Source organism: Chitinophaga sp. ARDCPP14 (assembly GCF_051362515.1).
Lineage (GTDB): Bacteria > Bacteroidota > Bacteroidia > Chitinophagales > Chitinophagaceae > Chitinophaga.
Map to the genome: position 1 here is coordinate 38,182 of NZ_JBKIXB010000012.1, position 16,941 is coordinate 55,122.

11 protein-coding genes are annotated in these 16,941 nt (G+C 45.6%); 3 read left to right on the plus strand and 8 right to left on the minus strand.

Annotated elements, in window-relative coordinates; translation table 11 throughout:
- Positions 1-4 precede the first annotated feature (4 nt).
- The 3 genes from ACLHR0_RS26375 to ACLHR0_RS26385 are packed head-to-tail and all read right to left on the minus strand — an operon-like array spanning position 5 to position 3,191.
- Entirely contained in the window at positions 5-409 is a 405-nt protein-coding gene (locus tag ACLHR0_RS26375) for a hypothetical protein (RefSeq protein ID WP_436490703.1), read from the minus strand.
- Positions 406-1,275, minus strand: a complete 870-nt coding sequence (locus tag ACLHR0_RS26380; RefSeq protein WP_429065392.1) for a DUF1835 domain-containing protein — start codon at positions 1,273-1,275, stop codon at positions 406-408. The genes ACLHR0_RS26375 and ACLHR0_RS26380 overlap by 4 nt, the downstream gene beginning before the upstream one ends.
- Before the next feature lie 8 nt (positions 1,276-1,283).
- Positions 1,284-3,191, minus strand: coding sequence for a DNA topoisomerase IV subunit B (locus tag ACLHR0_RS26385; RefSeq protein WP_436490705.1), 1,908 nt, complete (start codon positions 3,189-3,191; stop codon positions 1,284-1,286).
- Between the two features lie 337 nt (positions 3,192-3,528).
- Between ACLHR0_RS26385 and ACLHR0_RS26390 the strand changes: the two genes are divergently transcribed.
- A complete protein-coding gene (locus tag ACLHR0_RS26390; protein ID WP_429046715.1) occupies positions 3,529-3,678 on the plus strand; it encodes a hypothetical protein in 150 nt (49 codons plus the stop codon).
- 287 nt (positions 3,679-3,965) lie between these two features.
- On the opposite strand, the gene ACLHR0_RS26395 is transcribed toward ACLHR0_RS26390, so the two are convergent.
- Both ACLHR0_RS26395 and ACLHR0_RS26400 read right to left on the minus strand, forming a co-directional pair.
- Positions 3,966-4,634, minus strand: coding sequence for a response regulator transcription factor (locus ACLHR0_RS26395; protein ID WP_079468073.1), 669 nt, complete (start codon positions 4,632-4,634; stop codon positions 3,966-3,968).
- 48 nt (positions 4,635-4,682) lie between these two features.
- Positions 4,683-7,784 carry a sensor histidine kinase gene (locus ACLHR0_RS26400; protein ID WP_370911391.1) on the minus strand — a complete coding sequence of 1,034 codons (3,102 nt, stop codon included), beginning with the start codon at positions 7,782-7,784 and terminating at the stop codon, positions 4,683-4,685.
- Positions 7,785-7,930: 146 nt separating this feature from the next.
- Here ACLHR0_RS26400 and ACLHR0_RS26405 point away from each other — a divergent pair, with 146 nt between their 5' ends.
- Positions 7,931-9,034 carry a WD40/YVTN/BNR-like repeat-containing protein gene (locus ACLHR0_RS26405; protein ID WP_436490709.1) on the plus strand — a complete coding sequence of 368 codons (1,104 nt, stop codon included), beginning with the start codon at positions 7,931-7,933 and terminating at the stop codon, positions 9,032-9,034.
- A 254-nt stretch (positions 9,035-9,288) separates the two neighbouring features.
- The gene (locus ACLHR0_RS26410) at positions 9,289-11,685 is read left to right on the plus strand and encodes a glycoside hydrolase family 31 protein (protein ID WP_436490711.1); all 2,397 of its coding nucleotides are present in this window, start codon (positions 9,289-9,291) and stop codon (positions 11,683-11,685) included.
- Between the two features lie 645 nt (positions 11,686-12,330).
- On the opposite strand, the gene ACLHR0_RS26415 is transcribed toward ACLHR0_RS26410, so the two are convergent.
- From ACLHR0_RS26415 to glgB, 3 genes are all read right to left on the minus strand, one after another.
- The gene (locus ACLHR0_RS26415) at positions 12,331-12,930 is read right to left on the minus strand and encodes a toxin-antitoxin system YwqK family antitoxin (RefSeq protein ID WP_436490713.1); all 600 of its coding nucleotides are present in this window, start codon (positions 12,928-12,930) and stop codon (positions 12,331-12,333) included.
- A 343-nt stretch (positions 12,931-13,273) separates the two neighbouring features.
- Positions 13,274-14,185 carry a DUF4382 domain-containing protein gene (locus ACLHR0_RS26420; RefSeq protein ID WP_436490715.1) on the minus strand — a complete coding sequence of 304 codons (912 nt, stop codon included), beginning with the start codon at positions 14,183-14,185 and terminating at the stop codon, positions 13,274-13,276.
- A gap of 704 nt (positions 14,186-14,889) precedes the next feature.
- A complete protein-coding gene (glgB, locus tag ACLHR0_RS26425; RefSeq protein ID WP_436490716.1) occupies positions 14,890-16,824 on the minus strand; it encodes a 1,4-alpha-glucan branching protein GlgB in 1,935 nt (644 codons plus the stop codon).
- Between the last annotated feature and the right edge of the window lie 117 nt (positions 16,825-16,941).

Genomic DNA, 16,941 nt, shown 5'->3' on the forward strand with positions numbered 1-16,941 from the left:
ACACTTACGGTTTTACGTTAATCATTTTTTCAAAATCCTCCCGCCAGATACGTACACTGTCTTTTTGTACATCCTCCAGGGAGTTCAGTTCTATAAAGCAACAATCTGTAATGGCCACCAGCTGATGCCATACATTCACAGGTACTTCTACCCTTGCCGGCGCCGTTACCTCCGTTGTTACTATTTCATGGCCTCCCAGCGCACACCAGTGAATGGCTGCCTTGCCGGTGAACAGGTATAGCACCTCCGGGTTCTTATGGTCGCTTTTACCTTCGTGATAATGCTGCCCGCTGCTGCTGCCCGCATTCCGGTAGCAAACCAGGAAATCACCCGTACGGTTGCAGTTCCAGAAATAACCGCTGCCGCGGTCATCAGCTCCCATCAATTCCAGTGGCGTTACGGTTATCATACAGTAGTTGTTGGATTTTCAGTAGTTTCTCCCGGCTGTTTCACTTCAAAATCACGGATCGTTTTCAGATCGCCCCTGCTTTCCAGTTTGCCTTCGCGGATCAGCTCTTTCAGCCGCCAGCCCAGGAACTGGTCCATCACAGGGTATTTCAGTTTACCGGTTACCTGCTGCACTACCCGCCATGCTTTCACAAACTCTTTTCCACTCTGCGCCAGTAACTCCTTGTCGTAAAACAGGGTAGGCTCTCCTTTGATCTTCTTTCCGCCTTCCAGTAAACGGATACCTGCGTTCTCATTCATCAGGCGATGCCACTCATCGCCATCCAGCTCGTATTCTGCCAGTGAAATAGGACGCGCCAGCTTCTTTGCCTTCAGGAATTCCTTTGGCAGTATCTGGTGCAGATGGGTAGGATAAAACACCGCTCCCTTTTCATTAAGGAAAGGCAGGTTGTTGAGGTAAATAATATGGATGCGTCCCGCAAAATCATACAGCTGGCTTACCAGCCAATAGTACCCGCATACATCGCGGGCGTTTTGCCCGGCCCATATCCATACTTCCTGTTCGGGGTCTTCCTTTAATTGCGCTTTCAGGGATTTAAAAAGATCGGCATCATCGGGATCGCCGGTCACTTCTTCTGCCGCCGGTTCTTCCCCGGCTGCCGGAGCTACCGGTTCAATACCCGCCAGCTGCTGCCAGAACTGGCGACGGCCGGCACGGCCCTCTTTGGTGTCCAGGATAAATAATGGTCCAACGGACAGGTCATCTTCAAAACAGCGGATCTCTCCGCTCATTTTCTCATCCATCGCAATCGCCTCTCCCAACACCGGAACCGAAGACTGACCAAAAACAATGTGTATTAAGCCCATATGCCTTTCTATACTGTTTCTTCTACTAAATCCTTTTCATACCGCAGGTTGTTGATGATAAACTCCTGGCGGGTCTGGGTATTTTTACCCATATAGTATTCCAGTAACTTCTGGACATGAATATCTTTCGATAAAATGATCGGCTCAATACGGATATCTTCCCCGATAAAACGGCCAAATTCATCCGGAGAAATTTCTCCCAATCCTTTAAAGCGGGTAATCTCCGGCTTGTTGCCCAGTTTCTTTACTGCCTTCTGTTTCTCATCTTCATTATAGCAGTAAATAGTTTGCTGCTTGTTACGTACGCGGAACAACGGCGTTTCCAGGATATATACGTGACCATTCTTTACCAGGTCAGGGAAAAATTGCAGGAAGAAAGTCAACAGCAGCAAACGGATGTGCATCCCGTCCACATCGGCATCGGTAGCCACCACAATGTTATTGTAGCGCAATCCTTCCAGGCCGTCCTCAATATTCAACGCATGCTGCAACAGGTTGAACTCCTCGTTCTCATATACTACCTTTTTGGTAAGACCAAAACTGTTCAGCGGCTTACCACGCAAACTAAATACCGCCTGCGTTTCCACGTTGCGCGATTTGGTGATGGAACCACTGGCAGAATCTCCCTCTGTAATAAAGATGGTGGAATCCAGCCGGCGGGCTTCCTGTTCTGCCTTATCTTTCCCGGTAAGCTCATCATTCAGGTGCAAACGGCAATCGCGCAGCTTCTTGTTGTGAAGGTTCGCTTTCTTCGCTCTTTCATTCGCCAGTTTCTTGATACCGGCCAGCTCCTTACGCTCACGTTCACTTTGCTCAATACGTTTCTTCAACGCATCTGCAATTGCCGGGTTACGGTGCAGGTAATCATCGAGGTGCTTGGCGAGGAATTCCAGTACAAACGCCTTTACAGACGGCCCGTTTTCAAAAACAACCTGTGAACCCAGCTTGGTTTTCGTTTGCGATTCAAATACCGGCTCCTGTACGCGGATGGATACCGCCGCACAAATAGAAGCCCGGATATCGGTAGCCTCATAATCTTTCTTATAGAAGTCGCGTACCGTTTTTACAAACGCCTCCCGGAAAGCCGCCAGGTGCGTACCACCCTGGGTGGTATGCTGACCATTCACGAAAGAATAATACTCTTCCCCGTATTGGCTTTCATGGGTAATCGCTACTTCAATATCTTCTCCCTTCAGGTGAATGATCGGGTAACGCAGATCTTCTTCATTCGTTTTACGCTGCAGCAAATCCAGCAAACCATTCTTTGAAATGTATTTCTTGCCGTTGAAGCTAATGGTAAGACCCGCATTCAAAAAGCAATAATTCCAGATCTGGTTCTCCAGGAATTCCGGTATAAAACGGTAGTTTTTAAATACAGTATCGTCCGGTGTAAACGTAACCAGGGTACCATTGGGTTCCGTTGTCGCCGTTTCTTTATGCTCTTTTATTAAAACCCCTCTCTCAAACTCAGCGGTTTTCATCCGTCCGTCACGGATCGACTGCACCTTGAAATAGCTGGACAAAGCATTCACTGCCTTTGTACCCACCCCATTCAAACCTACTGATTTCTGAAAGGCTTTACTGTCGTACTTTGCGCCGGTATTAATCTTACTCACTACATCTACCACCTTTCCCAAAGGAATACCCCGGCCAAAATCGCGGATGGTGACATGATGCTCCGTTACCTTGATATCGACCTGTTTACCAAAACCCATGGTATGCTCGTCAATACAGTTATCCGTTACCTCTTTAAGCAGGATGTAAATACCATCATCCATACTCGACCCATCTCCCAGTTTACCGATATACATACCAGGCCGGAGGCGGATATGCTCCCGCCAGTCCAGCGACCGTATGGAGTCTTCCGTATAGGAAGCAAATAGATCTTTGTTATCCGTTTTGTCCGTGTTTGCCATAATATATTATAATTTCCTAAATACTATTGTTTCGTAGGTCGCACCCTATTTTGCAAGGATACTAAATCTTTTAGCAAAATCTGATTGCTGGCAAAAATAAAGGATTCAGGGAATCATCCCAAGTATAAGTTATACACTATGCTTACATTATTTATTACCAATGTATTAAGACTGTTAAATTTTATATTTCCGGGAGATAATGAACAGTTTTGGGGGTTTTCGGGAAGTATCACATGAAAATGGTATAAAAAAAACTAATGTGAATGGATCCTTATATCAGATATTTCTTTATATTTACATAAGTCAACAATTTTGAGATATCCTAACCTATGTCCCTATGAAAATACTATTTCTAATCCTGCTTACTGCAGTTTTTCTGGTAGCGCTTGTAGCTACCTACTTCATTAAAAAAGAAGAGGATAACAGCATCGGAAATAAATTCCTTCGCCTTATCCGGAAATTTGATTCATGGCAAATGATGCGATGATCAATTTTACCTGCTTTACCAACAAATGGCTTTCATACAATATTCACAACTGGTCACATCAGCCTGGCAATAGCCATCAGGGAGTATTATGTCTTAACTATATTACCTATTAACCGTAAATCCCTATCCCATGAAAACCGGTCTGTTATTTAAACTCGCCTGTCTGTTGATTGCTGCTGTAGTATTATCTGTGCACCTGGTGTTCAAACCTAAAGCCGGACACCGGTGAAAAACATTCAGGGATTTTATTGCTTCCACGGGAAACAATAAAATCCCTGAATTACTGATTATCTGTTATAATATTTATTTACGGCATCCGTACGGCTGCGCACGTGCAACTTTTCATAAATATTATGTACATGCCGTCTTACCGTTTCAATACTGATAAATAAGTTGCTGGCAATTTCCTTGTACAAATAGCCTTTCGACAACTGATCCAGGATTTCTTTTTCACGCGTAGTCAATGCTTCCAGTGCCGGATTAGGTTTAGCCTGCTTCTGGAAAAATGCTACCACTCTCCTCGCTATCTGCGAACTCATCGGGGAACCACCATCATACAAATCACGGATGGCTTCGAGTAATTCACCCGGAGATGTTTTCTTAAGAATATAACCACTCGCACCCGCCTCCAGCGCCATAAAAATTTTATCATCATCTTCATACACCGTCAGCATCATAAACTGCATATCAGGATGCTCGCGCTTTAACTGCGCAATACATTCAATACCATTCATGCCACCCGGCAGGTTAAAATCCATCAACACCACATTAGGCATCAGCTGAGGGATTTGCTCCACGGCAGTTTCCGCATTATTGAATGTCCCTACACAGGCATAACCGTCAGAACCATTAATCAGCAATTCCATAGCCGTGCGGATATCATGATTATCTTCTACTATCGCAATAGTGATAGTGTCCATGTTATCCTGGGACTTCTTTTTTGAGTATACCGTCATGTTTAAAAGGAATTATAACACTTAAATGTTATTAAAAACAAATGTATGTTAATTTAGTGGGATATCGAGAAAAACTATTGTTCCATTATTCGAACTGATATCCGCATTTCCGCCAACCGATATCATCCTTTTCTGGATATTTTTTAATCCGTTTCCAAACAATCTTACCTTTTCCTGGTCAAACCCTTTTCCATTGTCCTTAATCATGATCGTCATGTTTTTATGCATCTTCACTTCCACAATTACCTCCGTTGCCTTCGCATGTTTCACTACATTATGCAACGACTCTTTCACTGCCAGGTAAATATTCCTTCGCGTGCCACCACTCAGCTTAATATTTGGAATAGTTTCCGGAATATAAAACTGGTGCGTGATATGTGCATGCTCCAAAAACTCGGCCGCAAAACTTCTCATATAAGCAATCAGGTTAGCCAGCGAATCATTGGAGGAGCTCATCGCCCAGATGATCTCACTCATCTTATCCACCATCTCTCCCGCCGTTTCAGAAATCCGCTCTACTTCCCGCGTCTGCGAAGGATCCTGGATTTTCCGCTTCGCCACTTCACTCAGCAACCGGATAGTAGATAACCCCGAACCAAGATCATCGTGCATATCGCTGGAAATACGCGCCCGCTCCTGGTCTACCGCCTGCTCTTTCTCCAGCTTCAGTTTCTCATGCCGTATCTTATAATCAAGATATAGCGTAGAGAAATAATAAGCAATTCCCAGCAGTAATAACAACAGTAAAAACCGGAACCACAGCGACTGCCAGAAAGGAATTTTGATTACAATTTCCAGCGTGGTAGGAACCGTACTCCAGATATCATCATTATTGGAGGCCCTCAACTTAAAAACATAACTGCCGGGATGCAGGTTGGTGTAACGCGCCATCCTGAAAGTACCCGCCTGCACCCAATCCTCATCCGCTCCTTCCAGCTTATACTGTACCTTGTTCTTTAATGGATTGGTATACTCCAGCGGCACAAATTCGATAGCAATAGTATTCTGATTATACGGCAATTCTATTTTCTTCAGCAATGAAATGGCCGTGTCAGATTCATAAGGCTTGTCCAGCACCTCCATCCGGCGGATGATCACTTTGGCATTGGATAAATTGTCCCGGAAATTCTTCGGGTAAAATCCATTCACCCCACGGATGCCGCCAAAAAATAATTGGCCGTCGATGGACTTATAAAACGCACCGGTATTGAACTCATTCGACTGCAACCCATCTTCATAATTATAAGTAGTGATTTCACCTGTCAGCGGGTTGATCTGTGATAACCCTTTATTATGGCTCACCCAGATCCTGTCTTTATCATCCAGCAACACACCATACATATAATCATTGATCAGCTTGGGATTATCATAACTGTTGTAATGCTGCTTAATGCGCCCTGTATCATCCAGGATGAATAATCCTTTATTGGTAGCCACCAGCAACTCTTTATGCGCATTTTTATTGATGGATTTCACCGTAGTGCCGGGCGCAAGGAATACGTTTTTCCAGCGGGAATCAGCTACTCGCTTTATATATAACGCCGATTTCGTACCCACGTACTGGTTACCCAGGTAATCTTCATAAAAAGCGGTTAGTACTTCATCCGAAAAATTATGCACTACCGCTACTTCGTATCCTTTCTCGGTATTATCAAACATCAGCAGATAGCCGCCATAATTGAAATACAATTGTCCGTTGGTACGCTTAAACAGGAAAGGGAATGGCGCCAGCTGCGTCGGTAAACCCAACGCCGTTACTTTTCCGGTAAGATCCAGGAAAGACTTGGTTTCTACATTGAACAGGCCGATGTGCATCCCCGCAAAGTGCAGCCAGAGCTGCTCTGCATTCTCCCGGCAAATAGCGCCCAGGTCGTTGCCGGGAAATTTTCCGGGATATAATTCATTGGAAATACGCTCCAGGAATTTTCCACCATCTTCATAAATATTCAATCCGTCCCTCATCAGCCCCACGTACAATTTTCCATCATCGTGCTTGTACACGGCCTGCACCATGTTATGTGTGATATAAGGCGAACGGTAAAGGTTAAATACTTTTTTATGCGGGGAATACTTCTTCAATCCATCGCCATCGGTGCCTACCCACATGTTATCAGCAACATCCCGGTAAAGCCACGACACATCGTTGAACGACCGCGTTTCAAAAGTATTAAAGCTCACAATATGCCGCACAATTTCATTACGCGCAATACTGTATATCAGCACACCATCGCTTCCGCCTATCCATACATTGCCGTACTGATCCAGCTCAGATACCGCAGGAATAAACGGTTCCCCTTTTTCATTCTTCACATCAAAAACCAGGTCGCTGAATTTGTTACGCTGCTTGTTAAAGAGCGTAATATGACCTGCACTGATGATGATCATGGAGTCTTTATTCAGATTGCGCAGCAACGGCTTATCGCCCACACCGGGCAGGCAATAGGTGGAGATGCGGAGATTTTTGATGTTCAGGGAAAAAAGCTCTCCCTGGTCGCCGTTCATCCAGATGGTATTCCCGTCTTTCATCACTACAGAAGGCAATATCCCTCTTTGTACAAACTGCGGCGGATACAAAATGATGCGGCGCGTGGCGTAAGTCGTATTATCCAGTACATAGATACCTTTCATCGGACGCCATACCCACAAGGTGTTGGTGGCCGTATCTTCTCCCAGGATCACAAATTTCACATTATTATCACGTTCTGCGGCATTTACGATAGTAGTATCTTCCAGCAGCTTACTGAAGTTGTTCTTATATTTATCGTACACGCTGATCCCGTTGTTATGGGCCAGCAATAACTGGGAACGGCTGTCTTTATAAAAAGAAAATCCTTTATATCCTTTCAGATCAAAACGGTTGATTACCGCGCGGTTGCCGGTAGATCCGCGGGCTACCAGCTCTCCCCTGCCTTCGCCTGCCTTGTAAAGGGAACTGGGTTTATACCGGTATTCATTAAAGGTATACCCGTCAAAACGGTTGATGCCGTCGCGGGTGGCAATCCACATAAATCCCTGGTCATCCCGGGTGATATCGAATACCGTGCTCTGAGAAAGGCCTTCATTAACGCTATAGCTGTCAAAAATGTATGGTTTGTCCTGCGCATGCAGCATCCCGGAGAAGAGTCCCCATATACAGCATAGGATGAACATTTTTAAGCGATGCGGTTGATGCACTGGAATATTGTTAATGTGTAAGCAGGTTAGGTAATCTGCAAATATATAAATCTGTGTCACACTTTGTAGCAATTTTGTAATTTTCTTCCCGTTAACAGATTGGGAATAAACGAAATACTCTTATGAATACAGTCAACACAGCAGCCGGCCTGCCAGGCTTAAACACAGGACAGTGGCCATTTATCACCCGTAAACAAAGGGTGCTCCGCCGCCTGTTGCTGCTGGGATGTTATACTTTAATATTTGCTTTTCGCCCGGCTGCCGCCCAGGACACGGCGGCCGGTTACCATATAAACATACTAACAGCTACTCCGGTTCAAAGTATCCGCGGACTGAGCGTGGTAACAGACAAAGTGGTTTGGGCCTCCGGCACCGGCGGTAAGGTGGGTAACAGCACCGATGGCGGTAAGCATTGGAAATGGACCACGGTTACCGGCTGCGACAGCTGCGACTGGCGTTCACTGTATGCCTTTGATGCCCGTAAAGCCATTGTATTGAATGCCGGTGCACCGGCATTGATTTTTTTAACGGAAGATGGCGGCAATTCCTGGAAGCAGGTATTCTACGATAACAGGCCGGGCATTTTCTTTGATGCCATGCAGTTTTTTAATGAACAGGAAGGCATCGCTATCGGCGATCCGATCGACGGGAAATTTACTGTCATACGGACACATAACGGCGGCCGCAGCTGGAAAGCTGATCCCACGCCCGCTTTGCCGGCCGCTGCAGAAGGGGAAGCCATCTTTGCTGCCAGCGGCACCAGCATGGTGCTGTTGCCGGGGAAGAACGTTTACTTTGCCACCGGCGGCCAGGTAGCCCGGCTTTTTAAAAGCGCGGATAACGGAAAAGCCTACACGATTCCGCTGATACAGGGCAGCAGCACCACCGGCGTGTTTTCCATCGCCTTCCGCGACGCGGCCACCGGGATAGCTGTGGGTGGCGACTATAAGCAGGACACTGCGCGGAAAGGAAACTGCATGCTCACCACCAACGGCGGCCTGAGCTGGGAAGCACCCGCAGTACCTCCCGGCGGATACCGCTCCTGCGTAGCCTGGATCAGTCCCCGGCTGCTTATCGCTACCGGTACTTCCGGCACGGATATTTCAGAAGATGGCGGTCAGCACTGGAAAAAAATCGGGAAAGGCTTTAATGTAGCAGCCAAAGCAAGAAAAGGAACAACCGTATATGTAGCAGGAAAAGATATCGGTGTACTGGCAAAACGTTGATCAGGGCCACCGCCAATAAAAAGGTGCTCCTGGAAAGGTGCACCCACTAAAATAGGTTAAAGCAAAAAGTAAATTTATTGATATGAAGTTAATAAGTAATTTATTTACTTGTTAGGATTTTTTGCGAAGCTGCCAATTTAGAGGGTAAACGCCCAAAAAGGAGCATCTAACGCAAAAGGACTATCACTACTCTGATTTTTTTATGTAATTTAAGACCTCGGTAACGCATTACCGCGCATCCAGAAAAAGAGATTATGCAAGTTGAAACCTCGTCAAGTAAATACGGCGCCAAACACTATCCCGATGGTATCAGGGATTGGAAAAAAGAAGGAAATTATTTTTGTTTTTATACTACCGAAACAATTCTCGAAGTAAGGGTAATTGCCGACAAGATCCTCCGCTTCAGATATGCTGCGGAAGGCTCTTTTCAACGGGACTTCTCCTACGCCACCAGCGATACGCTGGAAGAATCACCAATCGCTTTTGGTATAAAAGAATGGGAAGAAACTTTTGAGATCTATACAGATGAATTAAAGGTATTTATTGCGCGGGATAACCTCCGTATCACCATTTCAGACAAGGAAGGAAGAGTGATCAACCAGGATGAAATGGGTTATCACTGGCAACACTACCTGCTCAAAGGAGGTAAAATCCAGTATTGCAGCAAGTTAGTGCAGGAAGGGGAATGCTTCTACGGACTTGGCGACAAGCCCACTGAACTGAATCTCCGGGGCAAACGCCTGGAAAACTACGGAACAGATGCCTATGGCTATCAGAAAGATACCGACCCGCTGTACCGGAACATTCCTTTCTATTATGGCCTGCACCATGGCATCGGCTACGGCATTTTCTTCGATAATACCTTCCGCACCATCTTTGATTTTGGTAAAGAAAGGGAAGATGCCTGCAGTTTCTGGGCCCGCGGCGGCGAAATGAACTACTATTTTATTTATGGTCCCGACCTGCTGGAAGTGGCCGAATCTTATACAAAAATCACCGGTACCCCCGAACTCCCGCCACTATGGGCGTTGGGATACCACCAGTGCCGCTGGAGCTACTACCCCGATACCCGCGTAAAAGAAATCGCGAAGGAATTCCGCAAACGGAAGATCCCCTGCGATGTTATTTACCTCGATATCGATTATATGGACGGTTTCCGCTGCTTTACCTGGAATAAGGAATGGTTCCCTGATCCCGCAGGGTTGATCAAAGAACTGGCCGCCGAAGGTTTTAAAGTAGTAGTGATCATCGATCCCGGCATTAAGGTAGATGCCGACTACGCCGTATACCAGGAAGGCATCAAAAACAACTACTTCTGCAAACGCGCCGATGGCGCCCTGATGGAAGGAGACGTTTGGCCGGGCAAATGTGTGTTCCCCGACTACACCAACCCCGAAGTACGGGAGTGGTGGAGCAGCCTGTTCAAAAGCCTGGCCGAAACCGGCGTTCGCGGCGTATGGAACGATATGAACGAACCCGCCGTATTTGAAATGGGCTCCTTCCCGGAAGATGTGCGCCACGACTACGACGGCGAAGAGGTGAGTCACCGCAAGGCGCATAACGTATATGGCCACCTGATGAGCAAAGCCACCGCAGCCGGTATGAAAAAATACCTGATGCCCAACCGCTCCTTCCTCATTACCCGCTCCTGTTACGCAGGCGCACAACGCTGGTCTTCCGTATGGACCGGCGATAACGTATCCAGCTGGGAACACCTGTGGCTGGCCAGCGTGCAATGCCAGCGTTTAGCCGTTTCCGGTATTTCATTTACCGGCAGCGATATCGGCGGCTTCATCGGTGAACCCGATGGCGAACTGTACACCCGCTGGATTCAGCTGGCTGTTTTCCACCCGCTCATGCGAACCCACTCCGCCAGCAATGAAACAGGCTTTAACCAGGAACCCTGGAGCTTCGGACCGGAATACGAAAAAGTGGTGACTAAGTTTATTACATTAAGATATAAACTGCTCCCCTACCTGTACACTACCTTCTGGCAATACGCCACCCACGGTACGCCCATGCTGCGCCCACTGGCTTTTGTGGCGCAAACAGATGTCGCCACACACAACTGTTCGCACGAGTTTATGTTCGGCGACTCCCTGCTCATCAGCCATGTAAGCGAAAAAGGTATGCAGGAAAAAGCAGTATACCTTCCCGCCGGAAACTGGTATTATTTCTGGAACGATCAGAAATACGCAGGCGCAAAAGAAATTAAGGTAAAAACTCCCCTCGACGAAATACCCCTGTTTGTAAAAGCAGGCGCTGTATTACCGGAATTCCCGGAAATGCAGTACACCCAGCAAACACCGGTTACGGAAATGTTGCTGCACGTTTATTTCGGAGATACAGAAGTAAAAAGCGTGTTGTACGAAGATGCCGGCGATCACTATGGCTATAAAAACGGACAATATAACGTGATCCGCTTCAAGCAACGTTCTACCGCGCAACAATTCTATCTTAAAAAACAATTTTATATCAATTACGAAACAACCTATAAAAATCACCGGATCATTGTGCATGGCCTTCCCTTCAAACCCACTACACTGCTTGTAGATGGACAAGCCACCGCCATACGCCCGGAAAACATACTGGCAGATAATACCGTGTCATTTGTTGTACCAAGAAGCTTTGAAGAAATATCAATGAAGTAGAAAGATATCTAAAGTGGTAAGAAAAAAAGAAAGGCACTTCAGATAGAGATCTCGCGCCGGTTTCATAACCTATGCCAACTTTAGAACTATAAAAGTAGATGCTAAATATCATTGTACAAAATGTTCAGCGGCGATAAACGCACAATGAACAAAATGAATAAGTTGTTAACGTTGAATTAAGAGTTCCTGAATCAGAAATCAAAGTAAATAGCTTATAGATCTAATCTGAATAAGGATTACAGCTTAAAAAATCAATTTAGCAATGCTTACAAAAATCGTAAAGGCTCAAAGATGATAAATCACCTTTGAGCCTTTCTTACGTTGATGATCATTGTTTATGCTTAATAAAAAATAGACAAAAAGAAAATAGAAGTCAATGCACAAAACACTAAAAAGATAAAAACAGCTCTGAAAAGGATTTCCATCCTGTCAGTAGTATATTCTATTCCGTGTAATTCCTGAGGATTCTCCGCGTGGTTGATAGTAAGGCTTTTCATACAAACAAATTAAAAGGATTCTCAATAAAAAAATTATTGGTGACTTACGGGTTCTATAAGATCACATCCTATTGATGAAATTACATAAAAAAAAGCTAAAACGGACAAATCTTTTTGTTCATTTTAGCTTCCACGCTGTTCATTTTTGTCAGCCCTTCTTTTTGTGCTTGCCGGTATTTTCATGCGGCAACTGCAACGGAGCTTTCTTTACTGCAGGCGCGGCCACCTCGGTACTGTCGCCCAACTCATCAGCACTAACGGTTTCCCCCCGCTTGTAATACTCCTTCACCATCTTCCCGGTTTCTTCATCATATAGCTTCCATACCCCGTTACGAACGGAATTACCCAACCTTACAATCTCTGTCGGCGTTTCGGCATTCGTCACCGGATCTATGATCATGATCGTATCCCGCTGTCCTTCAATTTCAGTAGCCAGGAAAGCCCCTTCCTCACTGAGCTTCCCGTTAGGAAAATAATACTTGCAGTAACCATCCAGCACATTGTTTTTATAAGTTTCTTCCGCCAGTAAATTACCAATGGCAGAAGTCTTTTTCCAAACGCCTTCCTTCCGGCCGTTTTTGTAAACGCCTTCCCAGGTATACCCTGGCTCTCCCCTCACTTCTCCCACTTCCTCCACCCAACGCCCTTGCTTACGGTTTTGCGCATCACGCTGGTTCACCTTCGCCTGGGCAATCGCCATACTGCAAACACTCAATAATAACAGGTATAAAAACAACAGTTTCTTCATAGATATTACTTTGTCACAAGTTAAATATTTTACGCGCGCGAATTTTGTCTTTCTCGCTGATTATACTGATTACTTTGATTTTACTTTTGGATTTTATAAAGGATTAAATGAAAAATCCGGAAAGATATAAGCGAATTTTGTCTTTCTCGCTGATTACGCTGATTATACTGATTTTAAGGATTTTATTTTTTTAGATTTTATAAATGATTTTAATAAAAATTCGGAGAGACATAAGCGGTTATCTTCGCTTACATCTCCCCGAATCTTTTAAAATCAAAAAGTGATCAAATCAGCGTAATCAGTGTAATCAGTTTAATCCTGAGTAAGACAACCTACGCTGCTGCTATTTATGCAGCTGGATATTCCCGATCCGCGTGTCTTTCCCGCGCGCTACCTTTACGCCGGTAACGGTGGTGTCCTTATAACCGTTGGAGGCATTTACAAAAACGTTCCAGTCGTCGCCCACTTTCAAACCACGTACCTTATACTCACCGCTTCTCCATGGCAGTGCATATAAAGTATCGCTGCTGCTGTTGTAAATAGAAATCACCGGGTAGGCATCCCATGGGGTTACCTTACCGGAAATACTGCCCATTTTAAGAATGGTGAATACATTAATGTAGGGTTTGAGGATGAATTTTCCGTTCCATGTTCTGATAATAGAGCGTTGTACATCAAAGTCCAGCCACAACTGCAGGTTATCCGCGCTCAGCTCATCCCACTCGTTGTGACGCACTCTCACAATGATCTTCGATTGACCGGAGATCGATTTCACCGGGTAAGTAACACCGTCCTTCACCAGCGAGTTCTGGTCGCCAATAGTAATACGGATACGTTCCATTGTTCCTTTCGCTACCACGCCGCCGGCCAGCAGGGTATCAGCTCCGTTTCTTAAAGTTAGCAGGTCATAAACACTAGGGTTAATATCCAATGAATCCCACAACTGGCAGGTATCCCGCCCACTGTTCCGGTCGTGGTCACGGTCCTCATCCCACCAGCAACGGTCCCGGTCGGACCAGTTGTCGTCATCCGTTTTACCGCAGGTATCCACCAGTACTTCTACGCTGCGGATATCCAGTAATACTTTGTCGAAGTAACCCGGATCATCTGATAAATAAAGACTTACCTTTTGTTTATTGTCCGGAATAGGCGTGGTGGAAGCGGAGTTATCCTTTTTACAGGCTCCCGCTAATGTAACAGCAGCCAACACTGCCATCACCAAACCATGCCCCGGTTTGCGGAGAAAGTTTTTCATAAAAAGAACGGTTTTATGTAACTAAATAAAAATATGGACGAATTGATCTGGTTGAAACACTGATACCACATAAAACGTACCACCATCACCGCTTATTGCAACAGGGATCAGATTGCTAATAGACGATGGAAATAAGAGAAGGTTTAATTTGGGGCGGATTTTGTCTTTCTCGCTGATTACGCTGATTATACTGATTTAGGGGATTTGATCACGTTGGATTTTTAAGGATTTGCGGAGATGTAAGCGTAGGTTGTCTTACTCAGGATTAAACGGATTATATTGATTTAGGGGATTTGATCACGTTGGATTTTTAAGGATTTGCGGAGATGTAAGCGTAGGTTGTCTTACTCAGGATTAAACGGATTATACTGATTTAGGGGATTTGATCACGTTGGATTTTTAAGGATTTGCGGAGATGTGAGCGTAGGTTGTCTTACTCAGGATTAAAGGGATTATATTGATTTAGCGGATTTGATCACGTTGGATTAAAAAGATTTTGGGAAGATAAAGCAGGTATATCCGCTTGTATCTTCCCAAATCCTTTATAAAATCCAAAAAGTAAAATCAAAGTAATCAATATAATCAGCGTAATCAGTGAGAAAGACAAAATCCGCTCACATCTCCGCAAATCCTTAAAAATCCAACGTGATCAAATCCCCTTAATCAATATAATCAGCGTAATCCTGAGTAAGACAACCTCCGCGCTATCGCAGCTTCAATATAGTCGCACCCAAAGGAGGCAAGCTCAAAGAAATCGTATAGTCCCTGCCGTTATACGTCTGCTTAACGGTGCGGATAACACCGGTGTTCACCACACCACTGCCGTAATACTTCGGGGCATCGCTGTTCATTACTTCTTCCCACTCTCCCGCTACGGGAAGTCCCACCAGGTAGTTTTCCCGGACTACCGGCGTCATGTTCAATACCACCAGCAGAATATCGCCGGCTGCTTTTCCTTTCCGCACATAGGCCAGCACACAGTTATCATAATCGTTTACCGTGATCCATTCAAATCCTGCGGCATCAAACTGCTGCTCGTATAAAGCGGTAGAAGCGGCGTAAAATTCGTTGATATCTTTTACAAAAGCCTTTAAACCCTGATGGGTAGGATGTTTCATCAGGTGCCAGTCGAGCTCCCCGCGGTAGTTCCACTCCGATGTTTGCCCGAATTCATCACCCATAAACAGCAACTTGGTGCCGGGATGGGTATACATATAACTATATAGCAACCGGAGATTGGCAAATTGCTGCCAGTCGTCACCAGGCATTTTATACAGCATGGGCGACTTCCCGTGTACCACTTCATCATGACTCAGCGGCAGCATAAAGTTCTCTCCGAACGCATACACCAGGCTGAAGGTCAGATCGTTCTGGTACCACTTCCGGTGGATAGGATCCTTTTTAAAATAATCGATCGTATCATTCATCCACCCCATCATCCATTTCATACCAAAGCCCAGCCCACCCATAAAAGTAGGTCTGGATACGCCATAGTGGGAGGTAGAATCTTCCGCAATGGTTTGCACATCGGGGAACAGGGCATATATCGTTTCGTTCAGCTTCTTCAGAAAACTGATGGCTTCCAGGTTCTCATGACCACCCACTTCATTCGGTTCCCATGCGCCTCTCTCCCTGGAATAATCCAGGTGGATCATCGATGCTACTGCATCTACACGGATGGCATCTACATGGAACCGGTCGAACCAGAAAACGGCATTACTCAGTAAAAACGATCGCACCTCGTTCCGTGCATAGTTGAATATATAACTGTTCCAGTCAGGGTGATAACCCTTACGCATATCCGCATATTCATACACATGCGATCCGTCGAAGCGGAACAGTCCATGCGCATCATATGGGAAATGTGAGGGCACCCAGTCAAGTATCACACCAATACCGGCCAGGTGGAAGGCTTCCACCATCTCCATAAAATCCTGTGGCGTGCCATACCTGGAAGTAGGTGCAAAGTAACCAGTGATCTGGTATCCCCAGGAACCATCAAAAGGATGCTCCATAACGGGCATTAATTCCACATGGGTAAATCCCATTTCCTTTACATACGGCACCAGCATATCGGCTATTTCCTGGTAGGAATATACGCGCTCCGGATCAGAGGGATCGGGGCGGCGCCAGGAACCGAGGTGTACCTCGTATACGGCAAAAGGACTGTCGAGTGCATTGTTTTTCCGGCGATGATCCATCCACTTCTTGTCATCCCATTCATAATCAAGCGGGTATACCACCGATGCTGTTTTAGGACGTACCTCCCAGTGATTGGCGTATGGATCTCCCTTGATCAGCTCTTCCCCGCTGTTGGAACGGATAAAGTATTTATAGAGGGAGCCAGGCTTTACACCGGGTGCAAAACCTTCCCAGATGCCGGAGCTATCCCACCGGGGGTAAAGCGTATGGGTGTAATGATCCCATCCGTTAAAATCCCCCATTACTGCTACAAATGCCGCGTCCGGTGCCCAAACGGCAAAGTACGTTCCATGGGCGCCTTCCACCTCCATCGCATGGGCGCCAAACTTTTCGTATAGCCGGTAATGTGAGCCTGCCTGGAAAAGCGTTATATCACTGGAAGAAAAAAGAGTAAATGGTTCTACGTACTGTAAAGCGCGATTTGTATCTCCGGTCATAATAACGTGTGAATTGGGTGTCTTGATTAACAAGATAGTTTAAATTTGGGAAAATGACCTATACAATGAAACAGATATTTACATAAAAAGAAAAAGGTGCCCGATGGACACCTTTTC

Coding starts and splice junctions, on each gene's coding strand:
- ACLHR0_RS26400 (WP_370911391.1), bottom strand. CDS start 7,784: ATGTTCATCCTATGCTGTATATGGGGACTCTTCTCCGGGATGCTGCAT.
- ACLHR0_RS26420 (WP_436490715.1), bottom strand. CDS start 14,185: ATGAAAAACTTTCTCCGCAAACCGGGGCATGGTTTGGTGATGGCAGTG.
- ACLHR0_RS26395 (WP_079468073.1), bottom strand. CDS start 4,634: ATGACGGTATACTCAAAAAAGAAGTCCCAGGATAACATGGACACTATC.
- glgB (WP_436490716.1), bottom strand. CDS start 16,824: ATGACCGGAGATACAAATCGCGCTTTACAGTACGTAGAACCATTTACT.
- ACLHR0_RS26380 (WP_429065392.1), bottom strand. CDS start 1,275: ATGGGCTTAATACACATTGTTTTTGGTCAGTCTTCGGTTCCGGTGTTG.
- ACLHR0_RS26405 (WP_436490709.1), top strand. CDS start 7,931: ATGAATACAGTCAACACAGCAGCCGGCCTGCCAGGCTTAAACACAGGA.
- ACLHR0_RS26415 (WP_436490713.1), bottom strand. CDS start 12,930: ATGAAGAAACTGTTGTTTTTATACCTGTTATTATTGAGTGTTTGCAGT.
- ACLHR0_RS26410 (WP_436490711.1), top strand. CDS start 9,289: ATGCAAGTTGAAACCTCGTCAAGTAAATACGGCGCCAAACACTATCCC.
- ACLHR0_RS26375 (WP_436490703.1), bottom strand. CDS start 409: ATGATAACCGTAACGCCACTGGAATTGATGGGAGCTGATGACCGCGGC.
- ACLHR0_RS26390 (WP_429046715.1), top strand. CDS start 3,529: ATGAAAATACTATTTCTAATCCTGCTTACTGCAGTTTTTCTGGTAGCG.
- ACLHR0_RS26385 (WP_436490705.1), bottom strand. CDS start 3,191: ATGGCAAACACGGACAAAACGGATAACAAAGATCTATTTGCTTCCTAT.